The 17,687-nt window shown below is 62.0% G+C and carries 17 protein-coding genes; 7 read left to right on the top strand and 10 right to left on the bottom strand.

The features are described from left to right. Positions 1–257 precede the first annotated feature (257 nt). The 5 genes from BTW08_RS08595 to BTW08_RS08575 all read left to right on the top strand — a co-directional run bounded on the left by BTW08_RS08595 (position 258) and on the right by BTW08_RS08575 (position 3,800). Complete coding sequence (locus tag BTW08_RS08595) at positions 258–1,313, top strand: FliC/FljB family flagellin (RefSeq protein ID WP_075562096.1); 1,056 nt, start codon at positions 258–260, stop codon at positions 1,311–1,313. 167 nt (positions 1,314–1,480) lie between these two features. Beyond that, positions 1,481–1,756 carry a hypothetical protein gene (locus BTW08_RS08590; RefSeq protein WP_075562095.1) on the top strand — a complete coding sequence of 92 codons (276 nt, stop codon included), beginning with the start codon at positions 1,481–1,483 and terminating at the stop codon, positions 1,754–1,756. A 299-nt stretch (positions 1,757–2,055) separates the two neighbouring features. Next, on the top strand, positions 2,056–2,424 hold the full coding sequence (locus BTW08_RS08585) for a flagellar protein FlaG (protein ID WP_075562094.1): 369 nt from the start codon (positions 2,056–2,058) through the stop codon (positions 2,422–2,424). Positions 2,425–2,547: 123 nt separating this feature from the next. Next, positions 2,548–2,766, top strand: coding sequence for a hypothetical protein (locus BTW08_RS08580; RefSeq protein WP_075562093.1), 219 nt, complete (start codon positions 2,548–2,550; stop codon positions 2,764–2,766). 83 nt (positions 2,767–2,849) lie between these two features. Continuing rightward, positions 2,850–3,800, top strand: coding sequence for an alpha/beta hydrolase (locus tag BTW08_RS08575; RefSeq protein WP_075562092.1), 951 nt, complete (start codon positions 2,850–2,852; stop codon positions 3,798–3,800). A gap of 107 nt (positions 3,801–3,907) precedes the next feature. Here BTW08_RS08575 and BTW08_RS08570 read toward each other — a convergent pair whose 3' ends face one another. Genes BTW08_RS08570 through BTW08_RS08560 form a run of 3 tightly spaced genes read right to left on the bottom strand, consistent with a single transcriptional unit; the run spans position 3,908 to position 4,587 of the window. After that, entirely contained in the window at positions 3,908–4,072 is a 165-nt protein-coding gene (locus BTW08_RS08570; protein ID WP_210403219.1) for a hypothetical protein, read from the bottom strand. A 9-nt stretch (positions 4,073–4,081) separates the two neighbouring features. After that, on the bottom strand, positions 4,082–4,336 hold the full coding sequence (locus BTW08_RS08565; protein ID WP_075562091.1) for a Txe/YoeB family addiction module toxin: 255 nt from the start codon (positions 4,334–4,336) through the stop codon (positions 4,082–4,084). Then, a complete protein-coding gene (locus BTW08_RS08560) occupies positions 4,333–4,587 on the bottom strand; it encodes a type II toxin-antitoxin system prevent-host-death family antitoxin (RefSeq protein ID WP_075562090.1) in 255 nt (84 codons plus the stop codon). Before BTW08_RS08560 ends, BTW08_RS08565 begins: the two co-directional genes overlap by 4 nt. 204 nt (positions 4,588–4,791) lie before the next feature. On the opposite strand from BTW08_RS08560, the gene sulP reads away from it, so the two are divergent. Further along, complete coding sequence (gene sulP, locus BTW08_RS08555; RefSeq protein WP_083627766.1) at positions 4,792–6,732, top strand: sulfate permease; 1,941 nt, start codon at positions 4,792–4,794, stop codon at positions 6,730–6,732. On the opposite strand, the gene BTW08_RS08550 is transcribed toward sulP, so the two are convergent. Then, positions 6,721–7,929 (bottom strand): AGE family epimerase/isomerase, encoded by a 1,209-nt coding sequence (locus BTW08_RS08550; RefSeq protein ID WP_075562089.1) that lies wholly within the window; start codon positions 7,927–7,929, stop codon positions 6,721–6,723. The two genes, sulP and BTW08_RS08550, sit on opposite strands and share 12 nt — an antisense overlap. Here BTW08_RS08550 and csiR point away from each other — a divergent pair. Next, the gene (gene csiR, locus BTW08_RS08545) at positions 7,894–8,823 is read left to right on the top strand and encodes a DNA-binding transcriptional regulator CsiR (protein ID WP_348638910.1); all 930 of its coding nucleotides are present in this window, start codon (positions 7,894–7,896) and stop codon (positions 8,821–8,823) included. The two genes, BTW08_RS08550 and csiR, sit on opposite strands and share 36 nt — an antisense overlap. Positions 8,824–8,863: 40 nt before the next feature. Here the strand turns inward: csiR and BTW08_RS08540 are convergent, their stop codons facing one another. The 6 genes from BTW08_RS08540 to cydB form a co-directional block, all read right to left on the bottom strand. Next, entirely contained in the window at positions 8,864–10,114 is a 1,251-nt protein-coding gene (locus BTW08_RS08540; RefSeq protein WP_075562088.1) for a CaiB/BaiF CoA-transferase family protein, read from the bottom strand. Then, positions 10,111–11,289, bottom strand: a complete 1,179-nt coding sequence (locus BTW08_RS08535) for an acyl-CoA dehydrogenase (RefSeq protein ID WP_075562087.1) — start codon at positions 11,287–11,289, stop codon at positions 10,111–10,113. The genes BTW08_RS08540 and BTW08_RS08535 overlap by 4 nt, the downstream gene beginning before the upstream one ends. A gap of 111 nt (positions 11,290–11,400) precedes the next feature. Next, the gene (treF, locus tag BTW08_RS08530; protein WP_083627765.1) at positions 11,401–13,107 is read right to left on the bottom strand and encodes an alpha,alpha-trehalase TreF; all 1,707 of its coding nucleotides are present in this window, start codon (positions 13,105–13,107) and stop codon (positions 11,401–11,403) included. 135 nt (positions 13,108–13,242) lie between these two features. After that, on the bottom strand, positions 13,243–14,931 hold the full coding sequence (gene cydC, locus BTW08_RS08525) for a thiol reductant ABC exporter subunit CydC (RefSeq protein WP_075562086.1): 1,689 nt from the start codon (positions 14,929–14,931) through the stop codon (positions 13,243–13,245). After that, positions 14,928–16,610, bottom strand: a complete 1,683-nt coding sequence (gene cydD / locus BTW08_RS08520) for a thiol reductant ABC exporter subunit CydD (RefSeq protein ID WP_246837676.1) — start codon at positions 16,608–16,610, stop codon at positions 14,928–14,930. Before cydD ends, cydC begins: the two co-directional genes overlap by 4 nt. A 74-nt stretch (positions 16,611–16,684) precedes the next feature. Further along, complete coding sequence (cydB, locus tag BTW08_RS08515) at positions 16,685–17,686, bottom strand: cytochrome d ubiquinol oxidase subunit II (protein ID WP_075562084.1); 1,002 nt, start codon at positions 17,684–17,686, stop codon at positions 16,685–16,687. Position 17,687: the final 1 nt, after the last annotated feature.

Genomic DNA, 17,687 nt, shown 5'->3' with positions numbered 1-17,687 from the left:
GTAGCTCGTAGCTCGTAGCTCGTAGCTCGTAGCTCGTAGCTCGTAGCTCGTAGCTCGTTACCAATCATTACAAACATCTACATCAAAAAAGCGAAATCGTCCTAAAGCGAACCCGGGTAGCGCCGATAACTGGATCAACGGCGACGGAGCCGTTGCAGCAAGGTCCGGCAACACCTGCCATGAGCGCAGCGGATCAGGCCTAAGGTTGCGGTCTCTTTTGAGAAGCGCCCTCTTAACCGAGATAAGGAATCACGACAATGGCAGTTATCAATACCAACATCACCTCGATGATCGGTCAGAACAATCTGAACAAGTCTCAGAACGATCTGTCGACCGCCATGGAGCGTCTCTCTTCCGGCCTGCGCATCAACAGCGCCAAGGACGACGCCGCCGGTCAGGCCATCGCCAACCGTATGACCTCTCAGGTCACCGGCCTGAGCCAGGCAAGCCGTAACGCCAACGACGGTATCTCGCTGGCTCAGACCACTGAAGGCGCGCTGGACCAGATCAACGACAACCTGCAGCGCGTGCGTGAACTGACCGTGCAGGCAACCAACGGCACCAATTCACAGAGCGACTTGAGCTCCATCCAGGATGAAATCAACGCTCGCCTGGAAGAGATTGACCGCGTTTCCGCTCAAACCGACTTCAACGGCACCAAAGTCCTCGATGGATCAAAAACGACTATCGACATCCAAGTTGGCGCCGACGACGGTCAGACAATTTCCATCTCGCTGCAGAAGATGGACTCTGACGAACTCGGGCTTACGGGGTTCAACGTAAACGGCAATATGACTGCTACAGTCGCTACTGATCAATCTCGCTTCACCGCTGAAGAGAGTTTGGTTTCATATGATGACGCTGACGGTAATACCCAATACGCAGTTAAGACCGATGATGGCGCAGGAAACGTTAGCTACAACGCGGCTAACATTGATCCAAACTCTGGCGCAGTAACATCAGGCAAAGCCTTGGAATATGCTCCGGCCGGTGAAACCACAATTGCTGACGGCGATAATGTTACAGTGTCGACCAAGAGTGCATCGCCTCTTTCAACTATCGACGCCGCACTCAGTAAAGTCGACGGCATGCGCTCTGATCTCGGTGCGGTTCAGAACCGTTTCGAATCCGCCATCGACAACCTGAGCACCACGACCACCAACCTCTCCGCTGCCAAATCGCGCATCGAAGACGCTGACTATGCGGTCGAAGTCTCCAACATGACGCGCGCGCAGATCCTGCAGCAGGCCGGCACCTCGGTTCTGGCCCAGGCCAACCAGGTTCCGCAGGGCGTTCTGTCTCTGCTACAGTAATTCGCGACACGCAGTTGATGTGGTAATTAAAGGCCGGCGCAAGCCGGCCTTTTTGCATCCAAATTTAACCCACGATGAAACGCTTAAACGACCCTTTCATCGGTTTAACCACTCACGCTTGCCCGTGATTCAATGCACCTAAAATGTCGGTACCCAGGTCGACCCCAATGACAATAGAAGATTACGAATTCATTATCGAGGAACTGCAAAAGGTTATCGATGATGCCAAGGCATTGGTGGCAAAGTTCGAAGCCGAGAATGCCGACCAGTCGATGCCGGCGGAATACCATAAAGTGCACGCGCTATATCAACGTGCGGTGAAGTCACAAAAGGCTTATACGCACGCGATGCTCGATCTTGTAGAATCCGAGCCATCGGTACTAAATCAGCTCTGCCGTGAATCTTCACCGATAGAAAAAAGCCGACAGCCCTCCATGGATTAGACAGACATCTCGATGGAAAACATCGACTGGCGGCTAGGCCGACGTTTAATACTAATGCCCGTTGAGACGCGAACGCGGCCAGTGAGTTTGCACCCGCCTGGACCGTCCCCCTTCAGATTATCGCATCGCCGTCGATAACCCTAGAGACTGGTGTCGTCAGCCACCGGTAGATGCCCCGTCGCTTTTAGACCGTGGATAGGCCCTAACAGTACGGGCCGAGCGACAGAGTCATCAAGAGCGCTTGTCGCAATCGTGCGGTACCCCGACCTTTCGGATTTTATCCCTCGAGGAAAATAGTCATGCCTACCGCAGTCGATATGGCGACACTCCACCTGGATCTATCATCGAACGCGTCACCCCAGCAACGGCTCGATATCTTGATTCAGAGCACCGGGCCTGTGCTCGATAGTGACAGCGCCGCCCGGGGGGCCGATTCCCCGACGATCTTCAGTGGAGCGATGGGCGATCAGGTCCGCGAACTCAATGACGTCATGCGGCAGTACGGTTTGCGCTTCGAACTCAGCGAGTTCGATAGTCGCGTCATTACGCAGGTGGTCGATAGAGAGACCGGCGAGATCATTCGGCAGATCCCCGCAGAGGAAATGGTGCAAATTGCCGAGGCTTTCACCAGCGACAACGGCGGTCGACTGCTCGACGCTTCGGCATAATCAGCCGTTCGACGTGATCGGCAAACTCGGTATCTTCGGGCGCCGGCATGTCTTGCTCGACTTGCCCGGCTCCATCACCTTCACCCGATTTCTGTTTCAGATACAGTGTTAGAGTAAAAGCTAATGAATATTGAAGACTACAAGTCAGTATTGAAAGCATTACAGCAGATCATCGATGACGCTAAATCCTTGATGACCCAATTTGAAGGCAACAATATCGATCAGAGCCTCTCGAGCAGAAACCATACGCTGCACGAACTGTATCAGCGCGCAGTGAGTTCGCAGAAGACCTATACCCACGAAATGCTGGATATGCTGGAAAAGCAGGCGATCGCTGACTGAGCGGGAATCGTCCACTTCCGATTGGCACTTCATCAGCGTGGGCCCTAGGCTAAGTCCACTTAACCGTTTCAAGGACCTGGCTGATGCCCAAGCGTTTCCCATTCCCGAGACTGTCGGCGACAGCTCGTTGTCTATTGTCTGCCCTGCTACTGCCGCTGGCTCTGGCCGGCTGCACCACTTACGTCAACGCGCCCGACGATGATTTGCCCCCGTCGGCGCAACAGCCCCACGAGCTCGACTATCGAGTCCTTGAGGATCAGACCTACACCCCACCGGACTGGCCGCAGGCGCTGCAGGCGGATGTCTATCTGCCTGAAACCCGAGATGAGGCCCGACGGCCAGCGGTAATGATGGTGCACGGCGGCGGTTGGGAAGGCCGCACGCGGGATGATATGACGCCGATCGCCGAGCGGTTCGTGAAACGCGGCTACGTGGTGGTCAACGTCAGCCATCGGTTTGCACCCGAGTATCGTTTCCCGGCGCAACTGCAAGATCTGCAGGTCGCGCGGCACTGGATCGATGATCACGCGAAGCAATGGCGCATCGACCCGCAGCGTATCGCTGGATTCGGTTACTCTTCCGGCGCACACCTCGTCAGCCTGCTGGCTCTGGTGGCGGGCACGGACAGCGACCTGGATGCCCCGTACGGCGGGCGCGACACCGGGTTCGCTGCGGTCATTTCCGGCGGCACACCGGCAGATTTACGGCTGTGGGACAGCGGTCGCCTATTGATTCAACTGATGAACGGCACCCAGGCCGAGCGCCCGACGGCATACGCCGAGGCCTCGCCGATCTTTCACGTTCATTCGGATGCGCCGCCCTTCTTTCTGTTTCACGGCAGTTGGGACGACCTGGTACCGCCCGAGCAGCCCGAGAAATTCATGCAGGCACTCGAAGATGACGGCAATCACGTCGAGCTGCTGTGGATGAACGGCCGCGGACATATCACCACGTTCCTGTTTCGAGGCAGTGCGGAATCGGCGGCGCTGGAATTTCTGGCGCGCGAGATGCCCGACCTAAAAATGAGTCCGTGACAGGCGGTTGTGGGATAGCGCCTTGCGAACAAGGCGCGGCGACATGATTCGAATGGCTCATCGATTTATTTGCAACCCCAGTTGCTCTCGCCGCGTAACATCGACTATCAGGTGCTTGGTCGAAACAGCTCGATTTCGAGGCCATCGATATGGCGATAGTGGCGATCGTTGGCCGTCATTAAAGTGGTCCCTCGATCCAATGCCGTTGCCGCGATGAGGGCACCTGCCATCTGCATGTTGTGACTCAAGGCGTATTCTTCGACAAAAAACATCGCTCGAGATCAATAGTGGTACCGGCACTGGACGATAATGATCGCTTGCTCGGTCGGCTTGTACACCAGGCGATGCTCGCGATCGATACGCCTCGACCAGTAGCCCGACCAGCCGTGCCTCAACGGCTCGGGATCTCCAAGGCCACTAAAGGGCTGCCGCTGGATGTCCTTGATCAGCATATTGACCCGTTTCAGCGTCTTTTTGTCTGTGCTCTGCCAATAGAGATAGTCTTCCCACGCCTTCTCGGCCCAAGTGAGCATCATTCTTCGATCAGCCCGTGCTCCTTGGCTCCACCGCTTTCGATTTCGGCGATCGCTTGGCCCAAACGCTCGGCATTCCTGGGGCTGGCCATCAAGTAGGCGGTTTCTTCGTAAGATTTGAAGTCTTCCACCGACATGACAATGGCCGGCTTGCCATTCTGACGGGTAACCAGAACAGGCGTGTGGTCGTCGTTGACTTTATCCAACGTCTTGGCCAGCTGACTGCGGAAGGCCGAATAGCTCAGCGTATCCATTGGCTCTATCTCTCAGGACTTTAGGTACGCTATAATGTACATGTACAACAATAAGTACGCAACAGCATTGCCACTCGAATCAGACTGCGAGAAGCAGGATTCCAGCCGCCCACCGGCTTGCACCCGTCACCGAGTACGCGCACCATCTAACGCCTTGATTATCCTGTTCAACGATAAGCTTATTACCTGGAGCCGGACGAGACGATGAGCCTTTGGCGCCGATTGACGGGAACCGATGCGCGCGAGCAGATCCGCTTGCGCGCCCGTGTGGCACGCTACTTTCCGATCATCAGCTGGGTGCCCTACTACAACCGCCACCTCCTGAGCGAGGATCTGGTGGCGTCGATCATCGTCACGCTGATGGTGATCCCTCAGGCACTGGCCTACGCCATACTCGCCGGGCTGCCGGCGATCACCGGCCTCTACGCCAGCATGCTGCCGCTGATTCTCTACACGATCTTCGGCACCAGCCGTACCCTGGCCGTGGGGCCAATGGCGATCGTCTCGCTGATGACCGCAGCCGCATTGTCGCCGCTGTTCGAAAGTGGCACCCCGGCCTACAGTCAGGCCGCCGTGACCCTGGCGATGCTCTCGGGGCTGATTCTGGCGGTGATGGGTCTTTTGAGACTGGGGTTCTTCGCCAACTTTCTCAGCCATCCGGTGGTCTCCGGCCTGCTCACGGCTTCCGGCGTGCTGATTGCTGCCAGCCAGTTCGCGAGTTTGATCGGCATCGGCGGTTCCGGCTTCACGCTGATCGAGCAGTTGACGCATCTGCTGACCCATCTCGGCGGCGTTCACTGGCCGACGCTGGTGCTCGGCGTCTCCGCGCTGGTCTTCCTGCTGCTGATGCGCCGCGCCGGCCCATGGCTTCAGAAGCTCGGGCTGAGCGCCGGTACTGCGACCTTCATCGTGCGCCTGGGGCCGGTCATCGCGGTCGCAATTACCACGCTGGCTTCCTGGGCACTGCATCTTCCTGGACTTGGCGTGAATGTCGTCGGTGACATTCCGGCGCATTTACCGCCGCTCAGCCTGCCGTCGTTCGAGCCGGGGCTGCTGCGCGACTTGCTGCTGCCTGCGTTCCTGATCAGCGTGGTCGGGTTCATCGAGTCGGTCTCGCTGGCGCAGATGCTGGCCGCACGGCGGCGTGAACGGATTTCACCGGACCAGGAGCTGGTCGGGCTGGGGACCGCCAACCTCGCGGCAGCGTTCACCTCCGGCATGCCGGTGACGGGCAGCCTATCGCGCACGGTGATCAACTTCGATGCCGGCGCCCGCACTCCGGCTGCCGGGGCGTTTGCCGCCCTCGGCGTGGGGCTGGTGATCCTGTTCCTGACCTCGCTGATCGCCTATCTGCCGATCGCCACGCTGGCCGCCAGCATCATCGTCTCGGCGATGACGCTGGTCGACCTGCCCGGCCTCAAAAGGACCTGGCACTACTCGCGCAGCGACTTCGCGGCGATGTTGATCACGATTCTACTGACGTTCGTCGAGGGCGTGGAAGCCGGCGTCATGGCCGGGGTCGGCGTGTCGCTGGCGCTCTATCTGTATCGCACCAGTCGGCCGCATACGGCGGAAGTCGGGCGTCTCGCAGGCACCGAGCATTTCCGAAACATCCAGCGCCATGAAGCGGAGGTCGATGACGAGATCGCCCTGCTGCGGATCGACGAAAGCCTTTACTTCGCCAACGCCCGCTATCTGGAAGACACCGTCTACGGTCTGCTGGCCGACCGCGAAAACATGAAGCATCTGGTGCTGATCTGCTCGGCGGTCAACCTGATCGACGCTTCGGCGCTGGAAAGCCTGGAGGCTATCAACTCCCGGCTCAAGGATTCCGAAGTGACCCTGCACCTGGCCGAGGTCAAAGGCCCGGTCATGGATATGCTCGGCAACAGCGACTTCCTCGAGCATCTGACCGGCGAGGCTTATCTCAGCACCTTCGCGGCCTGGACCGATATTCGCCACCGCCTGGATGACGAACGGGCCGCGCTTCTGAAGTCGACCGAAGCCTCGACGGAAGCTTCGAAAGAGGCGTCGACCGGGGCTTCAGAAGAGGCGTCGACCGGGGCGTCAAAAGAGACGGCGATCGACTCTTATGCTGATGAGACGCCGCCCGCGACAAGCCCGACCAGACCGTCAGACCGATGACGCCGTCTTACGCTCGCCGTGCTGGCGCTGCATGATCGGCAGAATGTCGCAGCACGCACCCAGGATCTGCCAGTCGGTCTTGGGAGCCGGGCTCTTCTCTCTGGAATAGCGGCGATTGTCCGGCGTCAGAATGCGATACCAGCCGCCGTGCTGGTGGTCGATCAGGTGCTGCCAGCAGTAGTTGGCGATTCTGTCGTACCAGCGCCAATAGCGGGCTTCGCCAGTCAAATCGCCGAGCATCGCGGCGACGGCCAGGCCTTCGGCCTGCACCCAGTACACCTTGTCGCGATTGAGAGGCTGGCGATCGAAGTCCACGCCATAGACCAGGCCGCCATGGCGGCTATCCCACCCCTTTTCGACCGCCTCGATGAACAGCCGCCGGGCCGTGGGAATCAGCCAGCTTTCGGCCGGGCAGTGGCGTGCCAGCCCGATCATCAGTCTGGCCCAGGCGATCTGATGCCCGATCTGAAAGCCCCAGGGCCGGAATAGATCGTCGGGCTGATCGCGGTGATAGTCGAAGTCGATATGCCAGTCGCGGTCGTAATGTTCCCACAGCCAGCCATCACCCATGGGCGCGAGCTTGTGCCACAGCGTCCGGGCGATATTCAGCGCTCGCTTCAGAAAGGCGGCATCGCCAGTCGCCTCGAAGGCCGCGATCAGCGCCTCGCAACTGCGCAGGTTGGTGTTCTGCCCGCGATAGCCAGTCAACTGCCAGTGCGTGTCCGCCTCATCGGCGTACAGCTGCCAATGCGGCTCAAAGAAGTGCCGGGTCTGTAGCGCGTGAACGTGATCGAGTCCGGCTCGGGCTTCGCCGATCCCCGCCTTCAGCGCCGTGGCGTAAGCCAACATCACCGAAGCCCACCCATAACCGCGGTGGGTGGCATCATCCGGCTTGCCGTGCTCCAGCGTCCAGGCATAGCCCTGGGTACGGGTTTGATAATGCTTCTCTTCGATGAATTTCAGCCCGTGTCGCACCCATTTCAGCGCCTCGGGAGCGCCGGTATGGATGGCATGGCGCGCGTAGAGAATCACGTAGCCGGCGCTGGAAACGAGATGCCGATGGTGACGGTTATAGCGCTGCCCGTCGTCGGTGAGATAATGATAGAAACCCGCCTGGGGATCGATACAGCGCGGGTGGTAGAACGCCATGGTCCTGGCGATATGCTGCTCGATCTGGTGCGGCGTGGTCAGCGGCATGGCTATCTCCCGGAAGACGAAGGCGATGACGATCTCGCCAGCACCGCTTGCCCGACATTCTGCGCGGTCGCTTATCCGGCATTGTGGGCGGTCGCCGATAGCGCAGCAATCCGCCACTGGTCGAACGCGGCTAGCCCTGGAGGCCCTTCCCCTGGCGTCGATATTCCCGTTCAATATCGACACATTCTCGTAATGGCCATTCGCATGACCCTCGATGCCAGCCAGTCCCCGACCGCGCTCGAAGCCTATCGCCGGCTCAAGGGCGATATCGTGCGCGGCCACTACGCGCCGGCAGAAAAATTGGCGATGAGTCAGCTCAGGAGCCGTTACGGGATCGGCGTCGGCCCCCTGCGAGAGGCGCTGACGCGGCTGATCGGCGAGCAGCTGGTCACCGGCATCAGCCAGCGCGGCTACCGCGTGGCACCGATGTCGATCGCCGAGCTCGACGCCATCTACGACGCTCGCGCGGAACTCGAAGGCCTGCTGATACGGCTCGCCATCGAACGCGGCGACGACGAGTGGGAGGCGGCGATCCTCGCTCGCGCCCATACCCTGAGCAAGATCGACAGAGTGCAGGACGCCGACGAGATGCTCGAACGCTGGGATACCCGGCACCAGGCGCTGCACGATGCCATGGTCGCCGGCTGCGGCTGTCCACCGTTGCTGCAAGCTCGTGCGGCACTGTTCGATCAGGCCCAGCGCTATCGCCATCTCTGGCTGCGCCAGACCGTCTTTTCCGAACAGGCGCTCGCCGACAAGCAGCGCGAACATCAGGCGCTGCTCGAGACGATCCTGTCCCGCGACGTCCCGGCCGCCAGCCGATTGATGCGCGAACACCTGATGACGCCGGTGCCGATCATCCGGGGACGGCTCGAGGAACGGGGCTGGATTTAGAATTCAGGGATTAGACACTCGGCAACCTGGCCAGCGTCGATCAGACAATCGCACCATGGCGACGCAGATCGGCCATTGCCTCGCCATCCAGCGCCAGCCAGTCCTGCAGGACTTGCTGCGTATGTTCACCCAGGCGCGGCGGCGATTGTTGGGATGTCATCCGCTGGCCGTCCAGCGTGATCGGATTGGCCACCAATCTCGCCCGATGGCCATCGGCCATGGGGCTTTCCACCGTCATCCCACGATGGCGGACCTGCGGGTCGTCGAAGACCTGATCGAGGGAGTTGATGGGACCGCAGGGCACGCCGTGGGCTTCCAGCAACTCAAGCCATTCATCGCGGGGCCGTCGGATCAGCCGCTCGCTCAATAGCCCGACCAGACATTCACGATGGGCGACACGCCGCGCGTTGGTGGCGAAACGCGGGTCGACTCCCCATTCGGCTTCGCCCAGCGCCTCGCACAGGCGGCGAAACTGGCTGTCGTTGCCCACGGTGACGATGAGATACCCATTTGAGGCGGCAAAAGCCTGATACGGCACGATATTGGGATGAGCGTTGCCCATGCGTTGCGGGGTCTGTCCGCTGGTCAGGTAATTGAGCGCCTGGTTGGCGAGCACGCCGACCTGAACATCCAGCAGCGCCATGTCGATGTAGCCGCCCTCGCCGGTGGCATCCCGGCGACGCAGCGCCGCCAGAATGGCATTGGCGGCATAGAGGCCGGTAAAGATATCGGTGATCGCCACGCCTGTCTTCATCGGCCGGCCACCGCAGTCGTCGGGCTCGCCGGTCAAACTCATTAGGCCGCCCATGCCCTGAATCAGGAAGTCGTATCCGGCACGGCCGGCATAAGGACCATCCTGACCGAAGCCGGTGATCGAGCAATAGATCAGATCCGGCTTGAGCGACTGGAGACTCGCATAGTCGAGGCCGTAGGCGGCCAAGCCGCCGACCTTGAAGTTCTCGATCACCACGTCAGCCTTCAGCGCCAGCTGTCGGACTAGATCCTGCCCCGCCGCCGTCGAGAGATCGATAGCAACCGAGCGCTTGCCGCGGTTGGCGCTGAGGAAATAGGCCGAGTCTTTCCTTTCGGCACCTGCCCCCGTGCTGACGTCTTCGAGCCACGGCGGGCCCCAGGCCCGGGTATCGTCGCCTCGCCCCGGCCGTTCGATCTTGATCACCTCGGCGCCGAGATCCGCCAGCTGCTGGGTGCACCAGGGGCCAGCCAGTACCCGCGAGAGATCCAGCACCTTGAGCCCGGCCAGCGGCTGAGTCACTTCGCTGGTCGCGCTCATCCGAAGGCCTGGATGCCGGTCTGGGCGCGCCCCAGAATCAGCGCGTGGACATCGCGGGTGCCCTCGTAGGTGTTGACCGTCTCCAGATTGAGCATGTGGCGGATCACCCCGAACTCCAGCGAGATACCGTTGCCGCCGTGCATGTCCCGCGACTGGCGAGCGATATCGAGGGCCTTGCCGCAGTGATTGCGCTTGATCAGCGAGATCATCTCCGGCGTGGCCTGGCCGTCGTCGAGCAGGCGCCCTACGCGCAGACACGCCTGCAGACCCAGGGCGATCTCCGTCTGCATGTCCGCCAGCTTGACCTGCACCAGCTGCGTGGCGGCGAGGGGCCGGCCGAACTGGTGGCGATCCAACGTGTATTGCCGCGCGGCGTGCCAGCAGAATTCCGCCGCCCCCATGGTGCCCCAGCTGATGCCGTAGCGGGCCTTGTTGAGACAACCGAATGGCCCGCCGAGGCCGGAGGCGCCGGGCAACAAGGCGTCCTCCGCCACGAACACGTCATCCAGCACGATTTCGCCGGTGACAGAGGCACGCAACGATGCCTTGGCCTGAATGGTCGGCGTCGAGAAACCCTCGGCACCACGCTCGACCAGAAAGCCCTTGATCTTGCCTTCGTGGGCGTCGGATTTGGCCCACACCACGGCGACATCGGCAATCGGGCTGTTGGTGATCCACATCTTCTGGCCGCTCAAGCGATAGCCGCCATCGACCTCTGTTGCCCGCGTCTGCAGGCTGCCGGGGTCGGAACCCGCGTTGGGCTCGGTCAGGCCGAAGCAACCCACCATCTCGCCGCTCGCGAGTTCGGGCAGATAACGCTGCTTCTGCGCCTCGCTGCCGTAGGCCTCGATCGGGTACATCACCAGCGAGGATTGCACGCTCATGGCGGAGCGATAACCGGAATCGACACGCTCGACTTCCCGCGCGATCAGCCCGTAGGCGACATGATTGGCGCCCGCGCCGCCGTAGGTTTCAGGAACCGTCGCCCCCAGCAGCCCGAGCCCGCCCATCTCGCGGAGAATCTCGCGATCGAAGCTGTCCCGCTCGAAAGCTTCGAGTACCCGCGGCTGCAGGCGCTCCTGGCAGTAGTCTCGCGCCAGCTGCTGAATCTGGCGCTCCTCGTCGCTGAGCTGCTGGTCGAACAGGAAGGGATCGTCCCATTGGAAACCGGCCATGATAGGCGCTCCTGGCATCGTCGATGCGGTTCGGAAAGAGCGACTACGATAGCGCCATTCACAATGTCGACACTATTGGCAAAATGTCTACGTTTTACTTGCGCGACTTTCTTATTCCGGACCTGTCCGGTTTTTTCCCGCCAGGCTCCGATGCGCGGCGTGCCGAGGATCTTCGTTCAGCAGTTGACGCGTAACACCGTTGGTCCAGCCGAAACCGTACTGAAGCGGATATTCGCCACCCCCGCCGCCGAACGCGCCCGACTGGGTGGGAGTCAGAGTATATTTCTCGACCAGCTTGCTCTCGCTCTCGTAGAGATTGCCAACCGTCGTCAGCCAACGGTGCGCGATATCCCGCGCCAGGGTCATCTCGCCATAGCGGGCGAGCCCACGCATCGCCAACCATTGCAGCGGTGCCCAGCCGTTGGGGCGGTCCCACTGCTGGCCGCTGAAAACCTCGGTGGTGGCGATCCCTCCGGGAACAAGCAGCCGGGCCCGGATCACCTCGGCGATACGCTGCGCCTGCTCGTGACTAGCGAGGCCGACATACAGCGGTGCCACTGTCGCTGCGGTTAGCGCCGTGCGTCGCTGATCACGCTGCCAATCGAAGTCGAAAAAGGCGCCGATGCTCTCGTCCCACAGCAACCGGTTGATTGCCTCGCGGCGGGTTTCCATCTTGTCCTGAAAACGCTCGGCGGTCTCGACATCACCGTTCTCCGCGCTCAGCCGCGCGATCTGCGCTTCGAGCTTGAATAGGAAACTGTTGAGATCGATGGGCAACAGCGCCGTGGTGCGGATACTCGACAGCTTTTCATCGTCGAGCCAACGCGAGCTGAAATCCCAGCCCGAAGCCGCGCCGGCACGCAGATCGCGATAAACCTCCGTTGCCGGCCGTGCCGTCTGCTGCGCCGTCAGGACATCTTCGAGATAGGCTTCCTCACGCGGCGTGTCGCATTCGTCCCAGTAGCGATTGAGCAAGGAGCCGTCGTTCAAGCGGACACAGTGGAGGTGCGCTTCACCGCAACGCAGCGTGTCGGCACCCGCCATCCAGTAGGCATGTTCCTTGCGCAGCTGCGGCAGGTAATCGCGCGCATGCCTGACGCCGTGATGCTCGAATAAATCGACCATCAGCGCGAATACCGGCGGCTGTGACCGGCTGAGGTAGTAGGTGCGGTTACCGTTAGGCACATGCCCGTAGGTGTCGATCAGATAGGCGAAATTGTCGCCCATGGCCCGTAGCAAATGGGGTCGGCCGCTCTCGGCCAGGCCGAGCATGGTGAAATACGAATCCCAGTAATACAGCTCGCTGAAGCGCCCGCCCGGCACCACGTAGGCATAGGGCAACGGCAGCAGCGACGAGTAACGAGGGTGCTGGCGCGGCTGGCGGGTGAGAACGTCCCACAGACCATCGATATGGACCATCAGCGACTGATTCGGTGGCGAGACGTAATCGCGTGTCGGCACAACCTCGTGAGTGAAATGCTCCTGCACGAAGGCGGAAAGATCGAACCCCGGTGCATCCCTGCCGGCGCGGTAGGCAGCCAGAATCTCCTCGGGTGCCTGGCGCGGTACGCAGTCGACGAAGGTCTTGCTGTCCGCGAAGACCCGGCGAGATTGCACATCGACGAATAGCTCCGCATAGCGTTCGGCGGGCGTCAGCGTGTCGGCGGGTTCGATGGAGCTCACCTGCGTCCGAGTGTCGATCTTGTGCGTGTCGATATCGTAAGTATCGATATTGTGAGTATCGATATCGTGAGCATCGGTATTGCCCGTATCAGGCACATCCTTGCGTTGATCCCATGGCTGAGCGTCGGGCTTCATGTGCTTGATCCCTCTGAATGGTTCGGTAGCCTCGGTCGCCTGATCAGGGCCCTGAATGATGTGGCAGTTGAGGCGACGACTGAGGCGACGAATGAACCCATCCTAAAGCAAAGAGGATGAGACAGAGAGACAGCGTCAGACCAGTTCGCTGCCCTGCTCGCCGGGCATCAGCCGCCAACAGTGGTCGCAGGCTGGCAGCGCCTGACGGTCATGCCCCAGCAACAGCACGGTGCGGCCGGCAAGCCAGACATCCAGCGTCTCCTTGACTGCCGCCGCGGTGTCGGCATCGAGACCGCTCAGCGGTTCGTCGAGAATCACCAGCGGGGAGTTGCGCAGCATCACCCGCGCCAGCGCGACGCGTCTGGCCTGCCCGCCGGAAAGCTGACGCCCCTGCTCGCCGACCCAGGTCGCCAGCCCTTCCGGCAGCGTCTCCGCCCATTCCTTGAGCTCGACCCGCTCGAGGACATCCCATAGCTCGGCGTCGCTGGCGTCGGGATCGCCCATGCGCAGGTTGACCGCCAAGGTATCGTGGAACAGTTCGCTGCGCTGGGTGAGATAACCGATCCGTGCGCGCAGCGAGTCGGGGGCAAGCCCGGCGATAGCCTGGTGATTGAATTCGACACACCCGCCTTGCGGGTCGAAGGCCCTGACCGCCAGTTGGGCCAGCGTCGACTTGCCGATGCCCGAGGCGCCGATGATGCCGATACGCTGGCCGGGGTCGATGGCGAGATCGAGGCCACTGAACACGGCTCGTTCACCGTGCACCACGGAGACGTCTCGATAGACCAGCGACGGTGCGGCGCCGCTCGAGCTCGATGGCTCGTCTTCCACCGGCGTGCCGCTCAGCGGTGTCTTCAATTCGGCCTGCGCATTGAGCCGCTCGGCCGCTCTCACTGTCGCGCCCAGCTGCGTGAATGCCATCGGCAAATTGCCCAGCCCTTCGCTTACCGCCAGCGTTCCCAGCGCCAGCATCACCATTACCGGGCCGCTCACCTGGCCTTCGCGCAATGCCGTCAGCCCCAGCAGCAGTACCGCCAGGGTCGCCAGCTGGATGCCCAGCGTGACGACGAGATTGCCCGCGGCGGTGCGTCGGCCCAGTCGGCGCTGGTCCTCGACCAACCCCTGCTCTTCCCGAGCCCAGAGCTCGCGATGGGCCGCCAGCGCGCGGTAGCTGGTCAATTCCGCCAATCCCTCGACCTGCTCGATCGCGCGTACGCGCAGCCGCTCCTGGCGCTCGACCCGGCGGTGGCTGGCGTGCCAGCCCCACCATGCGCAGCCGGCCATGGCAAACACGCCCAACGGCAGCAGGATGGCCAGCAGAACGATGCCGGCGGCAGGCAGGAAGACAAAGGCGAACAGTGCGAACGCCACGACGCTGACCAGCGCGACCAGCGGCGGCGCCAGCAGCCGCAGATAGAGGTTATCGAGGGTGTCGATGTCCGCCGTCAGGCGGTTGAGCCACTGCGACGCCCGGACGCGCGACAGGGTCCGCGCGTCGAGTGACACCAGCCCCGCAAACACCCGCCCGCGAAGATCGGCCAGCAGCCGCAATATGGTGTCGTGGTTGTAGAGACGTTCCAGATAGCGGCTGGCCGTGCGCGAGACGGCGAACAAACGAATGCCGCCACCCGGCGTGAACACATCCAGATAACCCGAAGCGCTGAGCGCGGCGACCGCCGTCGCGGTAATGAACCAGCCTGAGAGTGAAAGCAACCCCAGCGCGCTGAGCAGCGTGGCGAGCATCAGCAGCGCACCGAGCAGTAGCCGGCCGCGGCGCTCGGTCAGGACCCCAAGCCAGGGCCGCAATGCCATCAATGCCTTCATGAGTGCAACTCCCGAGACGCATCCGGGCGTTCGATGGGCGACAGCCGGCCCGCCTCGATCGCGTAGAGACGGCTGGCCATTGTCATGATCGCCGGATGATGGGTAGCGACGATCAGCGTACGCCCGCTGGCCGCCAGTTGCGTCAGCCCGGCAATCACGGCGCGCTCGGTCTCCGGATCCAGCGCCGCGGTAGGCTCGTCCAGCAGAACCAGTGTCGCCGGCGACAGAAACACCCGCGCCAGCGCCAGCCGCTGTGCTTCGCCGCCGGAGAGCCCGACGCCGCGTTCACCCAGCGGCGTGTCCAGCTCCGCCGGTGTCGAAGAGAGCCATCGTCCCAGCCCCGCCTGATTCAGTGCATGACGAAGCTCATCGTCGCTGGCGGCCGGGGCGACCAGACGCAGGTTCTCGGCCAGCGAGCCCTGAATGATCAGCGGGCGCTGATCGAGCCAGGCAATGGCGGGCTCGCGCTGAACGTGCACTGCCCCCGCACTCGGCGCGATGAACCCGGCAATCAGTTGCAGCAGACTGGACTTGCCGCTGCCCGAGGGCCCGATCAACGCCACCACTTCGCCGGCATCGACGTCGAGCGCGAGCGGCCCGAGAATTCGCTCCCGACCCGCATGGCGAAGTTCGACGTCCACGAGGCGTACAGCGCCCGGCGCGAGTTCGACCGCATCGCCCTTCGTGCTTCGGGAACGCTCGTCGTCGACCGCGCCAGTCGTCGCTGCTGCATCGGGATTCTCGACCTCATCGTCGAGCAGCGCCACCAGACCTCCCGCGGCCCCCAGGGCCGACGCACGGTCATGATAGTGCTGCGACAGCGTACGCAGCGGCTGGAAGAACTCCGGCGCCAGCAGCAGGATGAACAGGCCGCTGAACAGATCGAGCTGCTCCGCCGGACCATACTGGATATAACCCAGCAGGCCGAAGCCGATATAGATGGCGATGACCGCCACCGAGACGGCGGCGAAAAATTCGAGTACCGCCGATGACAGAAACGCCACCCGCAGCGTCTTGAGACTGCGACGGCGATAGTCGTGGGCGACCTCGCTGACTTCCTCGACGCTGCGCTCGGCCAGGCCGAAGAGTTGAAGCGTCGCGATGCCGCGCACGCGATCGAGAAAGTGTCCGGAGAGCCGGGTGACGGCCTGGAACTGGGCTTCGTTGAGGCGCTGCGCTCCCATCCCGATCAGCGCCATGAACAGCGGGATCAACGGCGCCGCGATCAGCAGCCAGATCGCCGCCAGCCAGTTGAGCCAGAACACCACGACGAGATAGATCAGGGGAATGGCCGCCGCCAGTACCATCTGAGGCAGAAAGCGCGAGTAGTAACCTTCCAGCGATTCGACTTGATCCACCAACTGGCTGGCGAGGCCGGCACTATGCCGGGAAGCCAGGCGCACCGGGCCCAATTGCTGCAGGCGGGCCAGCAGACGCGAGCGCACCTGCTGCTTGACCCGCAGGCCGCACTCCTGGCCGCAAACTTCCTGCCCCCACTGCGCCAGGGCACGAACGATGATGGCGGCCACGATCGCCACCACGCCGACAGCCACATCTTTAAGGGCGGCCTGGTCCGTCACCACCCGGTCGACAAGCCAGGCCAGTGCGCCCATCTGTACCAGGGTGGCAACACCGGCAAGCAATCCGCAGCCAACCGCACCGCGATACCATGGCCGCACATCGCCCGCCTGCTGCTTCAACCACGCCCGCGAATGGCTCGCGCCTGACGAATTCGAGGATCGCCTCGCGGCTCTCAATGGTAGCCCTCACCCACGCGAACCTTGCCGCGGAAGACCCAGTAGGACCAGGCGGTATACGTGAGGATGATCGGAATGACGAAGAGCACGCCGATCAGCAGAAACAGCTGCGATTCCGGCGCGGATGCGGCGTCCCACAGCGTGAATTTCGGCGGCACCACGTAGGGCCAGCGGCTGACCAGCAACCCGAGGTAGGTAAAGACGAACATGCCCATGGTCAGCAGGAACGGCATGACCTCGCGGCCCGCCTTGATGCTGCGGTAGATGCCGAACGCGCATGCCAGTGCCAAGGCGGGCAGAATCCAGATGATCTGGATATGGCCGAACCAGCGTTCGCGCACGCCGTCATCGATGAACGGCGTCCAGACCCCCACGACGGCGAAGATCGCCAGTACGCCGAACAGCAGTCCGGGAATCAGACGCCGCGCCCACTGATTGATATGCCCTTCCGACTTCATGACCAGCCAAGTGGCGCCGAGCAGCGCGTAGCCCGCCATCATGCCGAACCCGGTCAGCACGCTGAACGGCGTCAGCCAGTCGAGGGCACCGCCGGCGTAGACTCGACCTTCGGTGACGAACCCCTGGATGTAGGCACCAACCACGCAACCCTGCGCAAAGGTCGCGACCGCCGAACCGCCGGCGAAAGAGAGATTCCACCAGCGCTTGTGGCGAGAGGACTTGAACCGGAACTCGAACGCCACGCCGCGAAAGATCAGTCCGGCCAGCATCAAAAACACGCCGATGTAGAGCGCCGGTAGCAGGATCGTGTAGACCAGCGGAAACGCCGCCAGCAGCCCCGCCCCACCGAGCACGAGCCAGGTTTCATTGCCGTCCCAGATCGGCGCAACGGAGTTCATCATCACGTCGCGGGAATCTTCGTCGGGCGCGAACGGGAAAAGAATGCCCAGGCCTAGGTCGAAGCCATCCATGAGCACGTACATGATGATGCTGAAGGCGATGATAATCGCCCAGATGATCGAGAGATCGATATTCGCCATG

The organism is Salinicola sp. MH3R3-1, assembly GCF_001937155.1.
GTDB lineage: Bacteria > Pseudomonadota > Gammaproteobacteria > Pseudomonadales > Halomonadaceae > Salinicola > Salinicola halophyticus.
The sequence above is the reverse complement of the archived record's forward strand: the minus strand, read 5'-3'. Positions and strand labels throughout refer to the sequence as shown.

Bases quoted from the DNA above. Each gene is read 5' to 3' on its own strand.
- BTW08_RS08595 (WP_075562096.1), top strand. From the start codon at position 258: ATGGCAGTTATCAATACCAACATCACCTCGATGATCGGTCAGAACAAT.
- BTW08_RS08575 (WP_075562092.1), top strand. From the start codon at position 2,850: ATGCCCAAGCGTTTCCCATTCCCGAGACTGTCGGCGACAGCTCGTTGT.
- csiR (WP_348638910.1), top strand. From the start codon at position 7,894: ATGCTGCTCGATCTGGTGCGGCGTGGTCAGCGGCATGGCTATCTCCCG.
- BTW08_RS08540 (WP_075562088.1), bottom strand. From the start codon at position 10,114: ATGAGCGCGACCAGCGAAGTGACTCAGCCGCTGGCCGGGCTCAAGGTG.
- cydC (WP_075562086.1), bottom strand. From the start codon at position 14,931: ATGAAGGCATTGATGGCATTGCGGCCCTGGCTTGGGGTCCTGACCGAG.
- sulP (WP_083627766.1), top strand. From the start codon at position 4,792: ATGAGCCTTTGGCGCCGATTGACGGGAACCGATGCGCGCGAGCAGATC.
- BTW08_RS08590 (WP_075562095.1), top strand. From the start codon at position 1,481: ATGACAATAGAAGATTACGAATTCATTATCGAGGAACTGCAAAAGGTT.
- BTW08_RS08565 (WP_075562091.1), bottom strand. From the start codon at position 4,336: ATGATGCTCACTTGGGCCGAGAAGGCGTGGGAAGACTATCTCTATTGG.
- BTW08_RS08535 (WP_075562087.1), bottom strand. From the start codon at position 11,289: ATGGCCGGTTTCCAATGGGACGATCCCTTCCTGTTCGACCAGCAGCTC.
- BTW08_RS08580 (WP_075562093.1), top strand. From the start codon at position 2,548: ATGAATATTGAAGACTACAAGTCAGTATTGAAAGCATTACAGCAGATC.
- BTW08_RS08570 (WP_210403219.1), bottom strand. From the start codon at position 4,072: ATGTTTTTTGTCGAAGAATACGCCTTGAGTCACAACATGCAGATGGCA.
- BTW08_RS08585 (WP_075562094.1), top strand. From the start codon at position 2,056: ATGCCTACCGCAGTCGATATGGCGACACTCCACCTGGATCTATCATCG.
- BTW08_RS08550 (WP_075562089.1), bottom strand. From the start codon at position 7,929: ATGCCGCTGACCACGCCGCACCAGATCGAGCAGCATATCGCCAGGACC.
- treF (WP_083627765.1), bottom strand. From the start codon at position 13,107: ATGAAGCCCGACGCTCAGCCATGGGATCAACGCAAGGATGTGCCTGAT.
- cydB (WP_075562084.1), bottom strand. From the start codon at position 17,686: ATGGCGAATATCGATCTCTCGATCATCTGGGCGATTATCATCGCCTTC.
- BTW08_RS08560 (WP_075562090.1), bottom strand. From the start codon at position 4,587: ATGGATACGCTGAGCTATTCGGCCTTCCGCAGTCAGCTGGCCAAGACG.